The sequence below is a fragment of the Cellvibrio sp. ATLC23 genome (assembly GCF_057196725.1).
This window is the reverse complement of sequence record NZ_JBXUOS010000002.1, coordinates 125,613-138,096: the sequence shown is the minus strand read 5'-3', so window position 1 is coordinate 138,096 and position 12,484 is coordinate 125,613. Positions and strand designations below refer to the sequence as shown.

Here is a 12,484-nt window from a genome sequence, read left to right as displayed (position 1 = left end):
AAGAGGGGCGTTAACCTCCACTCTTTTATACAAATAGTTTTGCAGTTATACCCAAGAGTGCACAAACGCCCAGCACTCGGATAATACTCATCTTTTTATAAAACAATAATCCACTGGCGATTATTCCAATTGCCAGTGCGATTTTATCGAGCGATTGAATCCATCCACTATTGACTCCTTCTGGCCAGAGGGTGTGATACGCAAAAAATAGCGCAAGATTAATTATCACACCCACCACGGCAGCGGTAATGGCAGTGAGTGGTGCAGTAAAATGCAGATTGCTTTTGGTGGATTCGACCAAGGGGCCGCCCGCTAAAATAAAAATAAACGAGGGTAAAAAAGTAAACCAGGTCACCAGTGTGGCGGCGATTGCGCCCGCTAAAAATAGCGATTCGCCGCCGAGAAACTCCTGTGTGTAAGCACCGATAAAGCCGACAAAGGCGACCACCATAATTAAGGGGCCGGGGGTGGTTTCGCCCAGCGCTAAACCATCCATCATTTGCGCAGGGCTGAGCCATTGGTAGTGGGTCACAGCACCTTGATACACATAGGGCAAAACCGCGTAGGCGCCGCCAAAAGTGAGCAGTGCGGCCGTGGTAAAAAATAATGCCATTTGGGTAAAGCCGTGTTGCCAGCCAAAGAGCGAGTTGAGCAATAACATGGGCAAAGCCCAGAGCATTAATCCGCCGCAGATGACCATTATCAAACGCGACCAGCGAAATATTGCGTGCGCGGGAGTGGGGCTTGCATCGTCGATAATCGCTGCGCCGTAATGCACTTGTTTGGCTTGATGTTTGGCACTTGCATTAAATAATTGCGGCGCAAATTTTCCACCCAGCCAGCCGATAATTCCAGCACTCAATACAATTAATGGGAAGGGTAAGTGCAACGCAAAAATCGCGACAAAGGCGGCAACGGCGATTCCCCATAGCCAATTATTTTTTAAACTGCGCGAACCAATACGCTGCGCCGCTTGCACTACAATTGCAGCCACCGCCGGTTTAATACCATAAAAAATTCCGGCAATCAGGGTGAAGTGGCCATAGGCGACATAGAGCCAGGAAAGAAAAATAAGAATAAAGAGTGACGGCAAAACAAATAAAACCCCCGCAATAATCCCACCCCAGGTGCGGTGCATTAACCAGCCGATATAGGTAGCGAGTTGCTGTGCCTCTGGCCCAGGCAGGAGCATGCAGTAATTGAGTGCGTGTAAAAAGCGCTGTTCAGAAATCCAGCGGCGCTGTTCGACCAATTCCTGATGCATGATGGCGATTTGCCCGGCGGGGCCGCCAAAGCTGATAAACCCCAGCTTTAACCAAAACTTTAATGCTTGCCAGAGTGTTATCGGAGCGGGAGATGTATTCACGTAGGTGCCTTGTTAGTTTGGTATGTTCTAGTGGCGCATCATAACAAGAATGGTGTTGCTTAATTATAGGTGTAATGAGGTGTAATCCCGCTGTAATAATCCCGTCATATAGTGCAGGCCTTCTTTATCTGGCGAGAATTTTTATGTCCCCAAAATCCCATAAACACATGCATTACAACGTGGCCTTGGTTGATAAGTTATGGAATTTGAAACGTTTGTGCGAAACCCATTTGAAAATGCACATTCCGTTAAATATGGTGTTAAAGGATGAAGAGTATCGTACCGAGTTATTAGAAAAGGCCTTGTTGGCTAATAACGATGAGCTGACCCAGTTGGTGTGGGATGTGCGCCATATGGAAGATGCGATAGTCACCGCAACCCACACCGGGGATGAGTTTAAGCCGCGCAAAAAGGTGCGGCACAGTATTAAATTGAATTTTATTGCTGCAGCAGCTTGCTCATTATTGTTAATGTTGAGTGGCTATTTATTACGCTCCTTTTTGCCATTGGATGCAGGTGAAGTGTTTGTATTGCAAGCCATTACTGACACTCGTGTCACCTCGGCGGTGAAACCTGTGGCTGTGCCTAAGTACGTGCCCGGTAGCCCGGTGGTACGCGCAGACAAGCCGCTGTTTCGCGTTCACGGTTCCAATACTGTTGGCGAAAAGTTAACGCCGCGGTTAGTGGAATCTTATTTGATGGCCCGTGGTGCAACGGACATCAAAACTGAACAAGGGCAAGGCGCAACTGAAAAGGCGATAACCGCTCAGCTAAATGGGCGCATAGAATTTATTGAAATTCATGCGCACGGATCGAGTACGGCGTTTACCGATTTGTTGCAAGGCAATGCCGAGTTGGGTATGTCATCGCGCCGGATAAAAGAACAAGAAAGGGAATTGTTGTTGGCTAAAAGTGGCGATCTAACAGAAGCAGGTAGCGAGCATATTATTGGGCTGGATGGTTTGGCGATTATTACCAACAATAAAAACCCGCTTACTAAACTTTCAATTCCCCAGTTGGTTAAAATATTTTCTGGCGAGATAACCAATTGGTCCGCTTTGGGTGGTAAGGATTTACCGATCAATCTCTATGCGCGAGATGAAAATTCCGGTACTTGGGATTCATTTAAAAGCATGGTGCTGGAGCCCGCTTCTGCGAGCCTTGCGTTAACCGCAAAGCGGATTGAATCCAGTACAGTGTTATCGGACTCGGTTGCGAAAGATGAGGGTGGCATTGGTTTTATTGGTTTGCCCTACGTACGTCGTGCGAAATTGATGGCAATTTCTGCGACCAAAAGCTCCAAAGCTATATTGCCGACGCATTTTACTGTGAGCACGGAAGATTATCCGCTCGCGCGCCGTTTGTATTTTTACTTGCCGCAGAAAAATATCAATAACGATGCGGAAGATTTTGTACGTTTCAGTGCAACCGAGCGCGGCCAGAGTATCGTTGAGGATATAGGTCTGGTATCGCAAAATATTAAAACCGGCCAACCATTCAGCAATAATTTTTACCCGGAAGAAATGCGCAGCCTCACCATGCGCTCACAGCGGTTGTCGATTAATTTTCGTTTTAAAGATGGCAGCGATGAATTGGACACCAAAGGTATTTCTGATCTTGATCGCCTGGTGAAGTATGTAGAAATTAATTCACCCAAGCGCGTTCAATTATTTGGTTTTTCCGATAGTGAAGGCGATAAAGCAGAAAATCTGGCTCTCTCACTGCGCCGCGCCCAGGTGGTGGAGCAGCAGTTAATTGCACGCGGTATCTATCCGCTAGTAGCTCGCGGTTTAGGGGAGGTGGCACCACTGGCGAGTAGTAAATCGGAAGGTGGGAGGAGGATGAATCGCCGGGTTGAGGTGTGGATTTTATAGTAAAAATAAATCCTCCCTCAAAGCGCCTCAGCTAAACTCATTGTCACTCCCGCTTGCGGGAGTGTTTGATCTTAAAACCTATGGATCCCCGCACGCGGGGATGATGTTCATGGAGAATCGAATAAAAAAACAACTACCGGCATTTTTCCTAATCAGGCAACTTTATTTTAGTTTGAAAAACTCCATCATTTGTTGCAACTGCATTGCCTGGCTGGTGAGTTCTTCGGCGGTAGAATAAAGCTCTTCGGCGGATGATGAGTTTTGTTGGGTGGCAACACTGATTTGTGAAATGGCGATAGTGATTTGGTTGGCACCCATGGTTTGTTCATCACTAGCGGCAGATATTTCTTGCACCAAATCTGCCGTTTTGCGAATCGCTGGAACAATTTCATCCAGTAATTGGCCCGCACTCTCAGCAAGTTTTACCGAACCACCCGCCAGTTCGCCAATTTCTTTTGCTGCTGTCTGGCTGCGCCCGGCTAGTTTGCGCACTTCACTGGCCACCACAGCAAACCCCCGGCCGTGTTCGCCCGCGCGCCCCGCTTCAATGGCCGCATTTAATGCGAGCAAATTAGTTTGGTAGGCAATGTCATCAATCACACTGATTTTTTGTGCAATTTTGCGCATGGCATCAACCGTATTTTTAACAGCATCGCCACCTTGATGCGCCTCTGCTGCGCTTTTGCTGGCGATGCTGTCGGTGACTTTTGCGTTGTCATTGTTCTGACCAATAGAAGCGGTGATTTCTTCCATGGATGCGCTGGTTTCTTCAATGCTTGCCGCTTGTTGCGTTGCGGCTTGACTGAGCGATTGTGCTGTTGCACTGAGCTCTTCCGAGGCGGATGAAAGTGAATCAGCAGTGGAGCGAACATCCCCAATAATTTCTGAGAGTTTGCTGACCATTTGGCGAATCGCAAACAAAATACTGCTTTGGTCTTGGGGTTTGGTATCTACTTCTACCGATAAGTCGCCTTGAGCTATGCGGTAAATAACATTGGCGGTGTAGTTGGGTTCTCCGCCTAATTGTTTGAGCAGGCTGCGGGTAATTAAAAAACTTAAGCCCAAGGCAATCAGGATGCTGGCCAAAATAATAATGCTATTGAGCATCATAGTGTTTTCATAACGCTGGGTGGAGAGGTCGTATTCTTCTTTAGCAACATTAACTTGTAGTTTATTGAGTGCGGTAAAGACTTCATTGAGCGGGTCAAAAATAGGGTAAATGCCGGTTTGGGTGAAGTTGTTGATGGCATCCATATTTTTGCTGCTGTACCAGCCTTGTAAATCCTGTAGTTGTTGATGTGTTTGATGAATTAAGGGAGTGGCAGATTTGACGAGTTTTTTTTCATCGTCAATTAGATAGGTAGTGAGATAGTTTTCCCAGAGTGCATCGGTAGCGGGTAGAGTTGTTTGGGTAATTTGCAGTGCCTCTTCCAGAGAGATGATTCCCTTCACAACTTTTTGCGGCACATCCACCAAAATTAATGCAAAATTATCGATCACTTCTTTGAGGTCGCGCATGGGCTCGACCCGATCGACATATACGGTGCGCATGCCATGGTTGGCATCACGCATTCCCTGTATACCCAAAACCCCAATAATCACCATAAGGATAACCAAGGTACCTGCGAGGATCGCGAGGCGTAGGGCAACTTTCATATTGCTAAACATAGTGTACTCCTTGACTGCTTGTGCCATGGCCATGTTGGATAATCAAGGCTGTGGTGGGGCTACCAAATTTACTGATGAAATAGAGCCCGAATACCTGATGGTGAGTGTTCGGGGGAATGCTATGAACATTAGTAAGCGGAGTGATATTTGTCAAAAAGCGGCGGTTGGGTAGAACTACTCAACCTTAGATGCGGGTGAAGTTAATTTTTACTGAGCAGCCATGTTTTGGCGGAATCAATATCGGTAAACAATCTGCCGTAGCCAATCGAGCGGCTGGCGAGTACATTGCGTACAAATTGTGTGGTTTCACGAGTGCGTGGATTTTTATCTACCCAGGCAAAGCGATGCTTTTGGGTGATGCCGACTTTTTTGAAAAGCGCAGGGTGATCAAATGCTTCCAGTGTGGAGACCGAATCAAACAAGTATTGCTCGCCAAGCACTTTATAGCATTGGTATTGCTCGCAGGCGTTTACCACGCTCTGCCACATAAATTCAGCATTTTCATAGGTGCCCATACCGCGCACTTCTACATGCAAGTAAGTGTCGCAATGGGTTATTTTCAGGTCGATGTCTGGCAATTAATGTAACTCTCTGTGTTTATGATGCTGTGTTGGTGAATGCCGTATTTACGAATGGCGTAAGTCGGCAAGTAGCGTTCCGGCAGCGAGAATTTCTTGCTCGTGTTCCGGTTCACGCCAGGTTTCTGCCAAACCACTGGCATACCATTCTTGCATGGCGGGAATAGTTAATAGGCGTGTTAAATATTCTGTTGCAGTTCCACTTAATGGTAAACCATAAGTTTGAAAGCGAAATGCAACCGGCGCAAAAAACGCATCGACAGCGGTAAAGGCATTGCCCGCTAAAAATGCTCCCCCAAATTTACGTAGGCCTTCACTCCAGAGTTCATCGATGCGGGCTATATCTTTTTGCAGTGCAGGGGAAATTTCACGCATTTGAATGCGATGGCCGCAGCTCATGCCGCAATTATTGCGTAAGGCTTGAAAACCTGAATGCATTTCGGCGCTGGCAGAGCGCGCCCAAGCGCGAGCAGTTTTGTCAGCGGGCCACACTTCAGGATAGGTCTCGGCCAAATATTCAGTAATCGCGAGTGAATCCCATACAGTGTGCTCGCCATCTTGCAAACAGGGCACTCTGCCATTGGGGGAAAAAGTGCGGTAAGTGTCCCAGCTACTGCCGGCATCTAACGGATGAATTTGTTCGCTAAAAGGAATGTTCAATGTGCGCATTAACACCCAGGGGCGCAGCGACCAGGACGAATAATTTTTGTTGGCGATATGCAGAGTAAGCATTGGGTGAACTCCTTGTGGTGATTTAGTCGCGCGGGGAGTAAACGCTATCACAGTTGCGTGTGGGGAAGATGCAAGAATTAACCAAACCTAACAAAAAGCCAGCGCGAAGCTGGCTTTGTTTATCGCGCTGGTTTTGTTAATCAGAGCGCGGCGAGTGCGTTTAAGCTCCAGTCGATCGCTTCGCGGTAGTGATGCTCGGGCAATAAATCGCCGAGCAACACCAGTGTTTCGCGGATCTCGGTGATATTGGTGCTGACGATATTAATGTGCCCCACCTTGCGGCCAGCGCGCACTTCTTTGCCGTACCAATAGGTGCGGGCACAGGGCAGGTCACGCCAAGCGGGATTGTAGTCGGTGCCGATGAGATTGATCATCACATTCTGGCCGATCACCTGTGCTGCTGGCGTCGCCATTCCTGCTACCGCGCGCAGGTGATATTCAAACTGGCTGATGCTTGCGCCCGCTTGCGTCCAGTGGCCAGAGTTGTGTACCCGCGGTGCCAGCTCGTTAATCAGCAATTGATCGCCGACGCGGAAGGTTTCCATCGCCATGACGCCGACATAATCCAGCGCATTTAAAATTTTGCCGAGCATCTCTTCAGCTTGCGTTTGCAGCGGTTGCAGGCGCTCCAGCGGCGCGACTGAAGCGTACAGAATGCCACTTAAATGCAGGTTCAAGGTGAGTGGATAAAACACGCATTCGCCTTGCGAGTTGCGCACGCCAACCAGAGACACTTCTTCATCAAAGTTGATTGCCTGTTCGGCGATGGCTTCGCCTTGCCAATCATCAGGTACTTCGTCTTCATCGGTGCGCAGCCAATGTTGGCCGCGGCCATCGTAACCACCGGTGCGGCGCTTGAGTAAAACGTGTTCGCTCAGTTGATCGCGCAATTCGTTGGCGGTGATATCGTTGGCGACATTGCGCCAAGGGGCGGTGGCGATGCCGAGTGAATCGATGAGTTCTTTTTGGGTTTTGCGGTCGGCCAAGCGGCCAAAAATCGCCTGATTAATAAAGCGCGGGTGTTGGGCAAGGGCGTGTGTCACCAGGGTTTCTGGCCACTGCTCGCGCTCGGCGGTGACCAAGTCATCTGGCGCGAGTGCAGGGGCGGTTGCTTCATTGATATCTACCGGGCACACATCCAGCGCCAATGGCATACCGGCATGCTTGAGCATCGCACCCAATTGACCTGCACCTAATACCCAAATTCGTTGACTCATGCCTAACCTCAAAAAGCGCTTACTGACTACCAAGGGAAACTATCAAATATGACTTATTGATCTCTTGCTATTGATCTCTAGGGTCCGGATTATCCAGAACCGCCTGCGTCTGGTCGTGGCGGAATTGGTCGATTTTGGCGGCCAACGTCGGATCAGTCACCGCCAGAATTTGGCAGGCAAGCAAACCGGCATTAAACGCACCGGCCACACCTATCGCCAGAGTTCCAACCGCGACACCTTTGGGCATCTGCACAATAGAATAGAGGCTGTCTACGCCGCTCAAGGCTTTGCTTTGTACAGGAACCCCCAGCACTGGCAAGCGGGTATGTGCTGCCACCATGCCGGGCAGATGCGCCGCGCCGCCAGCACCAGCGATAATCACGGCATAGCCGTTATCCACCGCCGTTTCCGCAAACTCAGTGAGCTTCTGCGGAGTGCGGTGGGCAGACACCACTTCAGTATGGTACTCAACACCCATCTGCTCCAGTATCTCTACTGCCGCCTGCATAGTGGCCCAATCGCTCTTGGAGCCCATAATCACCGCAACTTTTCTTGCCATAACACTTGCCCGAATGCATAAAACTCAATAAATGTAAGCTCAAAAAATGAGCCGGAATCGGAAAAAAGGCGCGCATATTAGCACGATGCTGGGGGGATGCCGAATGCATTCTTTGCCCAGCCTTGACTGATAGACGAACAACTGGATAAAGTGATCAAAATGATTAAATTAATCAAGGTGACCAATGTGAGGATCTGTAATGAAAACCCTAACCGCTAGTGATGCCAAACGCGAATTTGGTGATCTTCTCTTAAAAGTCCAAAGCACACCTGTAGGTATTAACAAAAATGGCAAGCCAGTCGCTGTGATGCTTTCATATACCGAATACGAGCAGCTTTCCGCTTATAAAACCGAGCAACTTAAAGCACAGATCCAGCAGGGCATTGCTGATTTAGAAGCTGGTCGTATTGCTAGCGGTAGCGATGTACTTGAACGTCTGCGCCAGCGAGTGAAATGATGGGGACTTTTTATTTCACGGAGCAAGCTGAAAAGGACTTGGAAGCCATTATCGATTTCACTTTCCAACGCTGGGGCGCTGCACAGTCTCATAACTATATAGATGATCTGGAAGCGCTTGCGCAGATTCTCGCCGATAACCCTCTGCTTGGAGCTGAGCGCGACGAGTTATCCCAAGGGCTGCGCAGCTTTCCCTATCAAAGCCATTTACTGTTTTACGTGCTGCAAAAAGAGGGCATCGCGATTGTGCGGGTGTTGCATACGAGTGTTGATGTGGTGCGATTTTTTTAAAATTGATGATTGGATTTATTTGTAGCGTTTACCGTTTTGAAGTTCTCGTATTCGGTGGAAGTCATGGGGACGTTACAAAGAAAAGACCAGTTTTCATGAAATGAGTACCTTCCGAATGCAACGATGTTATATGTTGTATCTTCCTTTTTTATAAGGGCCCATTCATGTAAGTCACCTTGGCTTCCGCCAGCATGATAGTAAATCCATTTGTTATATTCTTCATATTCGTAGCATTCATAAAATGAAAAATTGCGAAAAAAACTATCTTCTAACTTTCTTTGAGGAACCTTTAGTGGTACATCATCGAGATCTATTTTTTCTACCACGTCTAAAAGTATCCATGAGCAATGATCATCTGATTTAAGTGATTTCAGAATGTGACAAAGTAGAAAAGCTGAGTTGCTTATTCTTTCTTCGGTGTTTTGTTCATCCTCATAGAAGTCTTCATCAATATAAAAAGCCCAAAAATGATCACCAACTTTTTGATCGAAAGGGAATGAGACTTTAACGACTCGCATATTTCCTTGATCAGGTTTTTTCTTTCTTCCGCTGCTCCAGTGCTTATGGGTAATATCAGTCGAAATTAGATGGTCCGCGACTGACCATTTGATTGTTGGATAGTAATAAGCGTGGCATGAGGAGTTAAAAGACCGAGGTTTAACTATTTCACTGTCTGCGCAATTCCAGCACTTGGTGGGTATTTTCATAATCTTTTCTCGGCTATGTGGCCAGCAAGCTGGCCACAGAATTAAGCTTTCGCAGTTCTATCAGTAATTCTCACTAAATCATTCATCACACCATCCAAACCGCCATAGACGTTTAGCGTGTTAATTTTACCGGTGATTTTTTCCAGCACTTCCAGTTCTTTCAAGCGCAGAAGTACAGGGTTGCCTTCCATGACTTTGGCAGTGTTGTGCAGTGAGCGGGTTGCCTGGGTTTCTTCTTGCCGTTTGATCAGATTGGCTTCAGCTAGTTTTTGCGCCTCGACTACCTGAGTCAAAATAGCTTTCATCTCCCCGGGCAAGATAATATCCCGCGCACCGACTGATTTCAGTGTGATTCCATAAGTCGCCGCCTTTTCTGCCACTATCGCCAGCACTTGTTGGTTGAGTGAATTTTTGTCGGCTAATAATTCATCCAGTGTTTGGGTACTAACGATGGTGCGCAAAGCCAATTGCAATTCACGATACAAGTAATCCTTTGCATCTGCCAATTCGCGTTTAACGGTGGCGGCGTCTGTGATTTGCCACATGGCCGATAGGTTAATGCGCAAGCTGACGCGGTCTTTGGTCAAAATTTCTTGTCCATTGACTTCCATATTTTGTAAACGCAAATCAAATTGTTTAACCTCAATCACACGGTTGAACTTCCACCACATGTGCAAACCGGGTTGCAGGGCGCTAATAGTATTTCCATCTACCATCAAAAAACCAATATGGCCTTCTGCTACGTTGCTTAATGCTATAGCGGTTGCAGCTGCACGGCTCAGTAGATGTTCGCGCGCGCCGGACAGAACCCGCAACAGTTTTTCCGAAAGTGAAAAGTGCTCGCTAATATCCAGCTTTTCAATAGCGATCGCTTGTTTTTGCTTCCAGTAAGCGCCGCGTTGGCCGGGTGCTTTAATGTCACGGAGAATACCTTGTTGATAGATCAATCCAATTTCGTGCTCACCGGTTTCCCACAGCTGCAGGTGATCTGTAAACGCAGCTGCATGAATTTCAGCGAGATATAAAATATCTTTACTAACACCCTCATTCAAGGTGGTGGCGATATTGACTGACTGTAATGTCAGGCGATTTTGCCAATCCCAATATTCATGGGTGCCAGTGTTCAGTACCTTTTGGAATTGCTGGTCTTTATACAGCAAACCTATTTGAGTATCGTTAAGTAAGTATTTTTTCTTGAATTTCATTTTCCTGTTTCCTTGTTTTGTTGAAGCAGAGCCTCCACACGGCGCAGGCATAACCGGTTTTTGTTAGAGGGCATTTTTGCACTCGTCTATCCATTGAATGATTTCAACATCCGCTGCCGTTTGCATTAACGCGCTTTAACCAAGTATCTGTTATGGCATTGCCATGTTTAATAAATCATTACTTGTGAAATCCTTTGCCAAAACCTAAATCCATTTTTTAGTAACAACTTATCGCGGAGGTCTGCGGTGTTTCATTTTTAGCTGGTTGAAAGACCAGTTTGCTAGCCGGAATTGAACCGGCAACCGTCTCATTAACAGTGAGATGCTCTACCAAATGAGCTATAGCATTGGAGCCATGATTGGAGTCGAACCAATGACCTGCGGATTAGATTCCGCTGCTCTACCGCTGAGCTACAAGGCACTATCTGGTGTCTGCATGATCCCGATACACAAATAGCCAGAGGCGTTTGTGTCAGCCAGTAAACAACACTGCACCGCTGTGATCACACAGTGTTGTTATATTTCCATCTATAACAACACACCAAATTTTTATTTATCGCTTCATCCTTGTTGCGATATTTTTTAACCTTTCACACACAATACTTGTTTCAGTGTGTGTACGATTTCTACTAAATCTGCTTGCGCTTCCATTACTTTTTCGATGGGTTTGTATGCCGAAGGTGTTTCATCAATCACATCTTCATCTTTGCGGCACTCAACCCCTGTGGTTGCCTGCAAGTGCTCGCTCATTGATACGCGGCGTTTTGCTTCGGTGCGCGACATCACACGACCAGCACCGTGGCTGCAGCTACAAAAACTTTCATCGTTACCAAGGCCGCGCACAATAAAAGATTTGGCCCCCATGCTGCCTGGGATAATTCCCATTTCGCCTTTGCGCGCACTGACTGCACCTTTACGTGTTACCCACACATCTTCTCCGTAGTGATGTTCGCGACTGATGTAGTTGTGATGACAATTCACCGCTTCCACATGGGCTTCAAACGACACTTGCAAAATGTTGCGCATCGCTTGCAGCGTTCTCGCCATCATTACTTCGCGATTAGTGCGCGCGAAATCTTGTGCCCAAGCCACAGCTTTTACATAGTCGCTAAATTTTTCGCTGCCCTCGGGTATGTAAGCCAAATCCTTATCGGGCAAATGAATAAACCAGCGCTCCATATCTTTTTTGGCTTGTTCGATAAAGTGTGTCCCTATACGGTTGCCAACTCCGCGCGACCCACTGTGCAGCATCACCCAGACGGCGTTGGTTTCGTCTAAACAAATTTCAATAAAATGGTTGCCTGTTCCCAGAGTTCCCAAATGATTCATATTGTTGGTGTTTTTTAAAAACGGATGTTTTTCGCATAGCGTGGTGAATCCATCGTGCAAATGCGCCCAAGCATTAGTGACATCTTCCGGTGCGTTCGCCCAGCTGCCTTTGTCGCGCACTCCGCGCAATTTCGGGCTGCTTCCGTGCGGTACTTTTTTCTCAATTTCGCTGCGCAGTGCTGCCAGTGAATCAGGCAATTGCGCTGCATTCAGAGTGGTTTTTGCGGCCATCATCCCACAACCTAAATCCACACCTACTGCCGCCGGAATGATAGCGCCAATAGTTGGAATTACGCTGCCGATAGTGGCACCTTTACCCAGGTGTACATCGGGCATTACCGCAATCCATTTGTGTATGAATGGCATGCTCGCCATGTTGTTTACTTGCTGGCGTGCGTTTTCATCGAAGCTCACTCCGCGCGTCCATGATTTAACCGGTACCTGACCTTGGTTGTGCATGACTTCAAAATTATTCATATCCGTACCTATCTGTTGTTTTTAC

At 47.4% G+C, this 12,484-nt stretch carries 12 protein-coding genes and 2 tRNA genes; 3 read left to right on the top strand and 11 right to left on the bottom strand.

Features of this window, described 5'->3' with window-relative positions; all coding sequences use genetic code 11:
- Positions 1-25 precede the first annotated feature (25 nt).
- The gene (gene chrA, locus AC2CG4_RS03615) at positions 26-1,366 is read right to left on the bottom strand and encodes a chromate efflux transporter (protein WP_484484968.1); all 1,341 of its coding nucleotides are present in this window, start codon (positions 1,364-1,366) and stop codon (positions 26-28) included.
- A gap of 143 nt (positions 1,367-1,509) precedes the next feature.
- Between chrA and AC2CG4_RS03610 the strand changes: the two genes are divergently transcribed.
- A complete protein-coding gene (locus tag AC2CG4_RS03610; RefSeq protein WP_484484967.1) occupies positions 1,510-3,240 on the top strand; it encodes a phosphate ABC transporter substrate-binding/OmpA family protein in 1,731 nt (576 codons plus the stop codon).
- Positions 3,241-3,402: 162 nt separating this feature from the next.
- Here AC2CG4_RS03610 and AC2CG4_RS03605 read toward each other — a convergent pair whose 3' ends face one another.
- The 5 genes from AC2CG4_RS03605 to purE form a co-directional block, all read right to left on the bottom strand.
- Positions 3,403-4,908 carry a methyl-accepting chemotaxis protein gene (locus tag AC2CG4_RS03605; RefSeq protein WP_484484966.1) on the bottom strand — a complete coding sequence of 502 codons (1,506 nt, stop codon included), beginning with the start codon at positions 4,906-4,908 and terminating at the stop codon, positions 3,403-3,405.
- A gap of 200 nt (positions 4,909-5,108) precedes the next feature.
- Positions 5,109-5,486: a hypothetical protein gene (locus AC2CG4_RS03600; RefSeq protein WP_484484965.1), complete on the bottom strand. Its 378-nt coding sequence runs from the start codon at positions 5,484-5,486 to the stop codon at positions 5,109-5,111.
- A 48-nt stretch (positions 5,487-5,534) separates the two neighbouring features.
- On the bottom strand, positions 5,535-6,218 hold the full coding sequence (locus tag AC2CG4_RS03595) for a glutathione S-transferase N-terminal domain-containing protein (protein ID WP_484484964.1): 684 nt from the start codon (positions 6,216-6,218) through the stop codon (positions 5,535-5,537).
- Positions 6,219-6,358: 140 nt separating this feature from the next.
- Complete coding sequence (gene purK / locus AC2CG4_RS03590) at positions 6,359-7,435, bottom strand: 5-(carboxyamino)imidazole ribonucleotide synthase (RefSeq protein ID WP_484484963.1); 1,077 nt, start codon at positions 7,433-7,435, stop codon at positions 6,359-6,361.
- Positions 7,436-7,502: 67 nt separating this feature from the next.
- A complete protein-coding gene (gene purE / locus AC2CG4_RS03585) occupies positions 7,503-7,994 on the bottom strand; it encodes a 5-(carboxyamino)imidazole ribonucleotide mutase (RefSeq protein WP_484484962.1) in 492 nt (163 codons plus the stop codon).
- A gap of 199 nt (positions 7,995-8,193) precedes the next feature.
- Here purE and AC2CG4_RS03580 point away from each other — a divergent pair, with 199 nt between their 5' ends.
- The gene (locus AC2CG4_RS03580) at positions 8,194-8,451 is read left to right on the top strand and encodes a type II toxin-antitoxin system Phd/YefM family antitoxin (protein ID WP_484484961.1); all 258 of its coding nucleotides are present in this window, start codon (positions 8,194-8,196) and stop codon (positions 8,449-8,451) included.
- On the top strand, positions 8,448-8,741 hold the full coding sequence (locus AC2CG4_RS03575) for a type II toxin-antitoxin system RelE/ParE family toxin (RefSeq protein WP_484484960.1): 294 nt from the start codon (positions 8,448-8,450) through the stop codon (positions 8,739-8,741). Before AC2CG4_RS03580 ends, AC2CG4_RS03575 begins: the two co-directional genes overlap by 4 nt.
- Here the strand turns inward: AC2CG4_RS03575 and AC2CG4_RS03570 are convergent.
- The 5 genes from AC2CG4_RS03570 to AC2CG4_RS03550 all read right to left on the bottom strand — a co-directional run bounded on the left by AC2CG4_RS03570 (position 8,738) and on the right by AC2CG4_RS03550 (position 12,459).
- A complete protein-coding gene (locus tag AC2CG4_RS03570; protein WP_484484959.1) occupies positions 8,738-9,448 on the bottom strand; it encodes a hypothetical protein in 711 nt (236 codons plus the stop codon). The two genes, AC2CG4_RS03575 and AC2CG4_RS03570, sit on opposite strands and share 4 nt — an antisense overlap.
- A 41-nt stretch (positions 9,449-9,489) precedes the next feature.
- Complete coding sequence (locus AC2CG4_RS03565) at positions 9,490-10,653, bottom strand: slipin family protein (protein ID WP_484484958.1); 1,164 nt, start codon at positions 10,651-10,653, stop codon at positions 9,490-9,492.
- A 279-nt stretch (positions 10,654-10,932) separates the two neighbouring features.
- Positions 10,933-11,002 (bottom strand) — tRNA-Asn (locus tag AC2CG4_RS03560).
- Positions 11,002-11,073: transfer RNA gene (locus AC2CG4_RS03555), tRNA-OTHER, on the bottom strand. The genes AC2CG4_RS03560 and AC2CG4_RS03555 overlap by 1 nt, the downstream gene beginning before the upstream one ends.
- Before the next feature lie 162 nt (positions 11,074-11,235).
- Positions 11,236-12,459, bottom strand: a complete 1,224-nt coding sequence (locus AC2CG4_RS03550; RefSeq protein ID WP_484484957.1) for an RtcB family protein — start codon at positions 12,457-12,459, stop codon at positions 11,236-11,238.
- Positions 12,460-12,484: the final 25 nt, after the last annotated feature.

What these genes read in the sequence shown, in the direction of transcription:
- AC2CG4_RS03610 (WP_484484967.1), top strand. Translation starts at nt 1,510, where the DNA reads ATGTCCCCAAAATCCCATAAACACATGCATTACAACGTGGCCTTGGTT.
- AC2CG4_RS03605 (WP_484484966.1), bottom strand. Translation starts at nt 4,908, where the DNA reads ATGTTTAGCAATATGAAAGTTGCCCTACGCCTCGCGATCCTCGCAGGT.
- AC2CG4_RS03595 (WP_484484964.1), bottom strand. Translation starts at nt 6,218, where the DNA reads ATGCTTACTCTGCATATCGCCAACAAAAATTATTCGTCCTGGTCGCTG.
- purK (WP_484484963.1), bottom strand. Translation starts at nt 7,435, where the DNA reads ATGAGTCAACGAATTTGGGTATTAGGTGCAGGTCAATTGGGTGCGATG.
- purE (WP_484484962.1), bottom strand. Translation starts at nt 7,994, where the DNA reads ATGGCAAGAAAAGTTGCGGTGATTATGGGCTCCAAGAGCGATTGGGCC.
- AC2CG4_RS03580 (WP_484484961.1), top strand. Translation starts at nt 8,194, where the DNA reads ATGAAAACCCTAACCGCTAGTGATGCCAAACGCGAATTTGGTGATCTT.
- AC2CG4_RS03575 (WP_484484960.1), top strand. Translation starts at nt 8,448, where the DNA reads ATGATGGGGACTTTTTATTTCACGGAGCAAGCTGAAAAGGACTTGGAA.
- AC2CG4_RS03570 (WP_484484959.1), bottom strand. Translation starts at nt 9,448, where the DNA reads ATGAAAATACCCACCAAGTGCTGGAATTGCGCAGACAGTGAAATAGTT.
- AC2CG4_RS03565 (WP_484484958.1), bottom strand. Translation starts at nt 10,653, where the DNA reads ATGAAATTCAAGAAAAAATACTTACTTAACGATACTCAAATAGGTTTG.
- AC2CG4_RS03550 (WP_484484957.1), bottom strand. Translation starts at nt 12,459, where the DNA reads ATGAATAATTTTGAAGTCATGCACAACCAAGGTCAGGTACCGGTTAAA.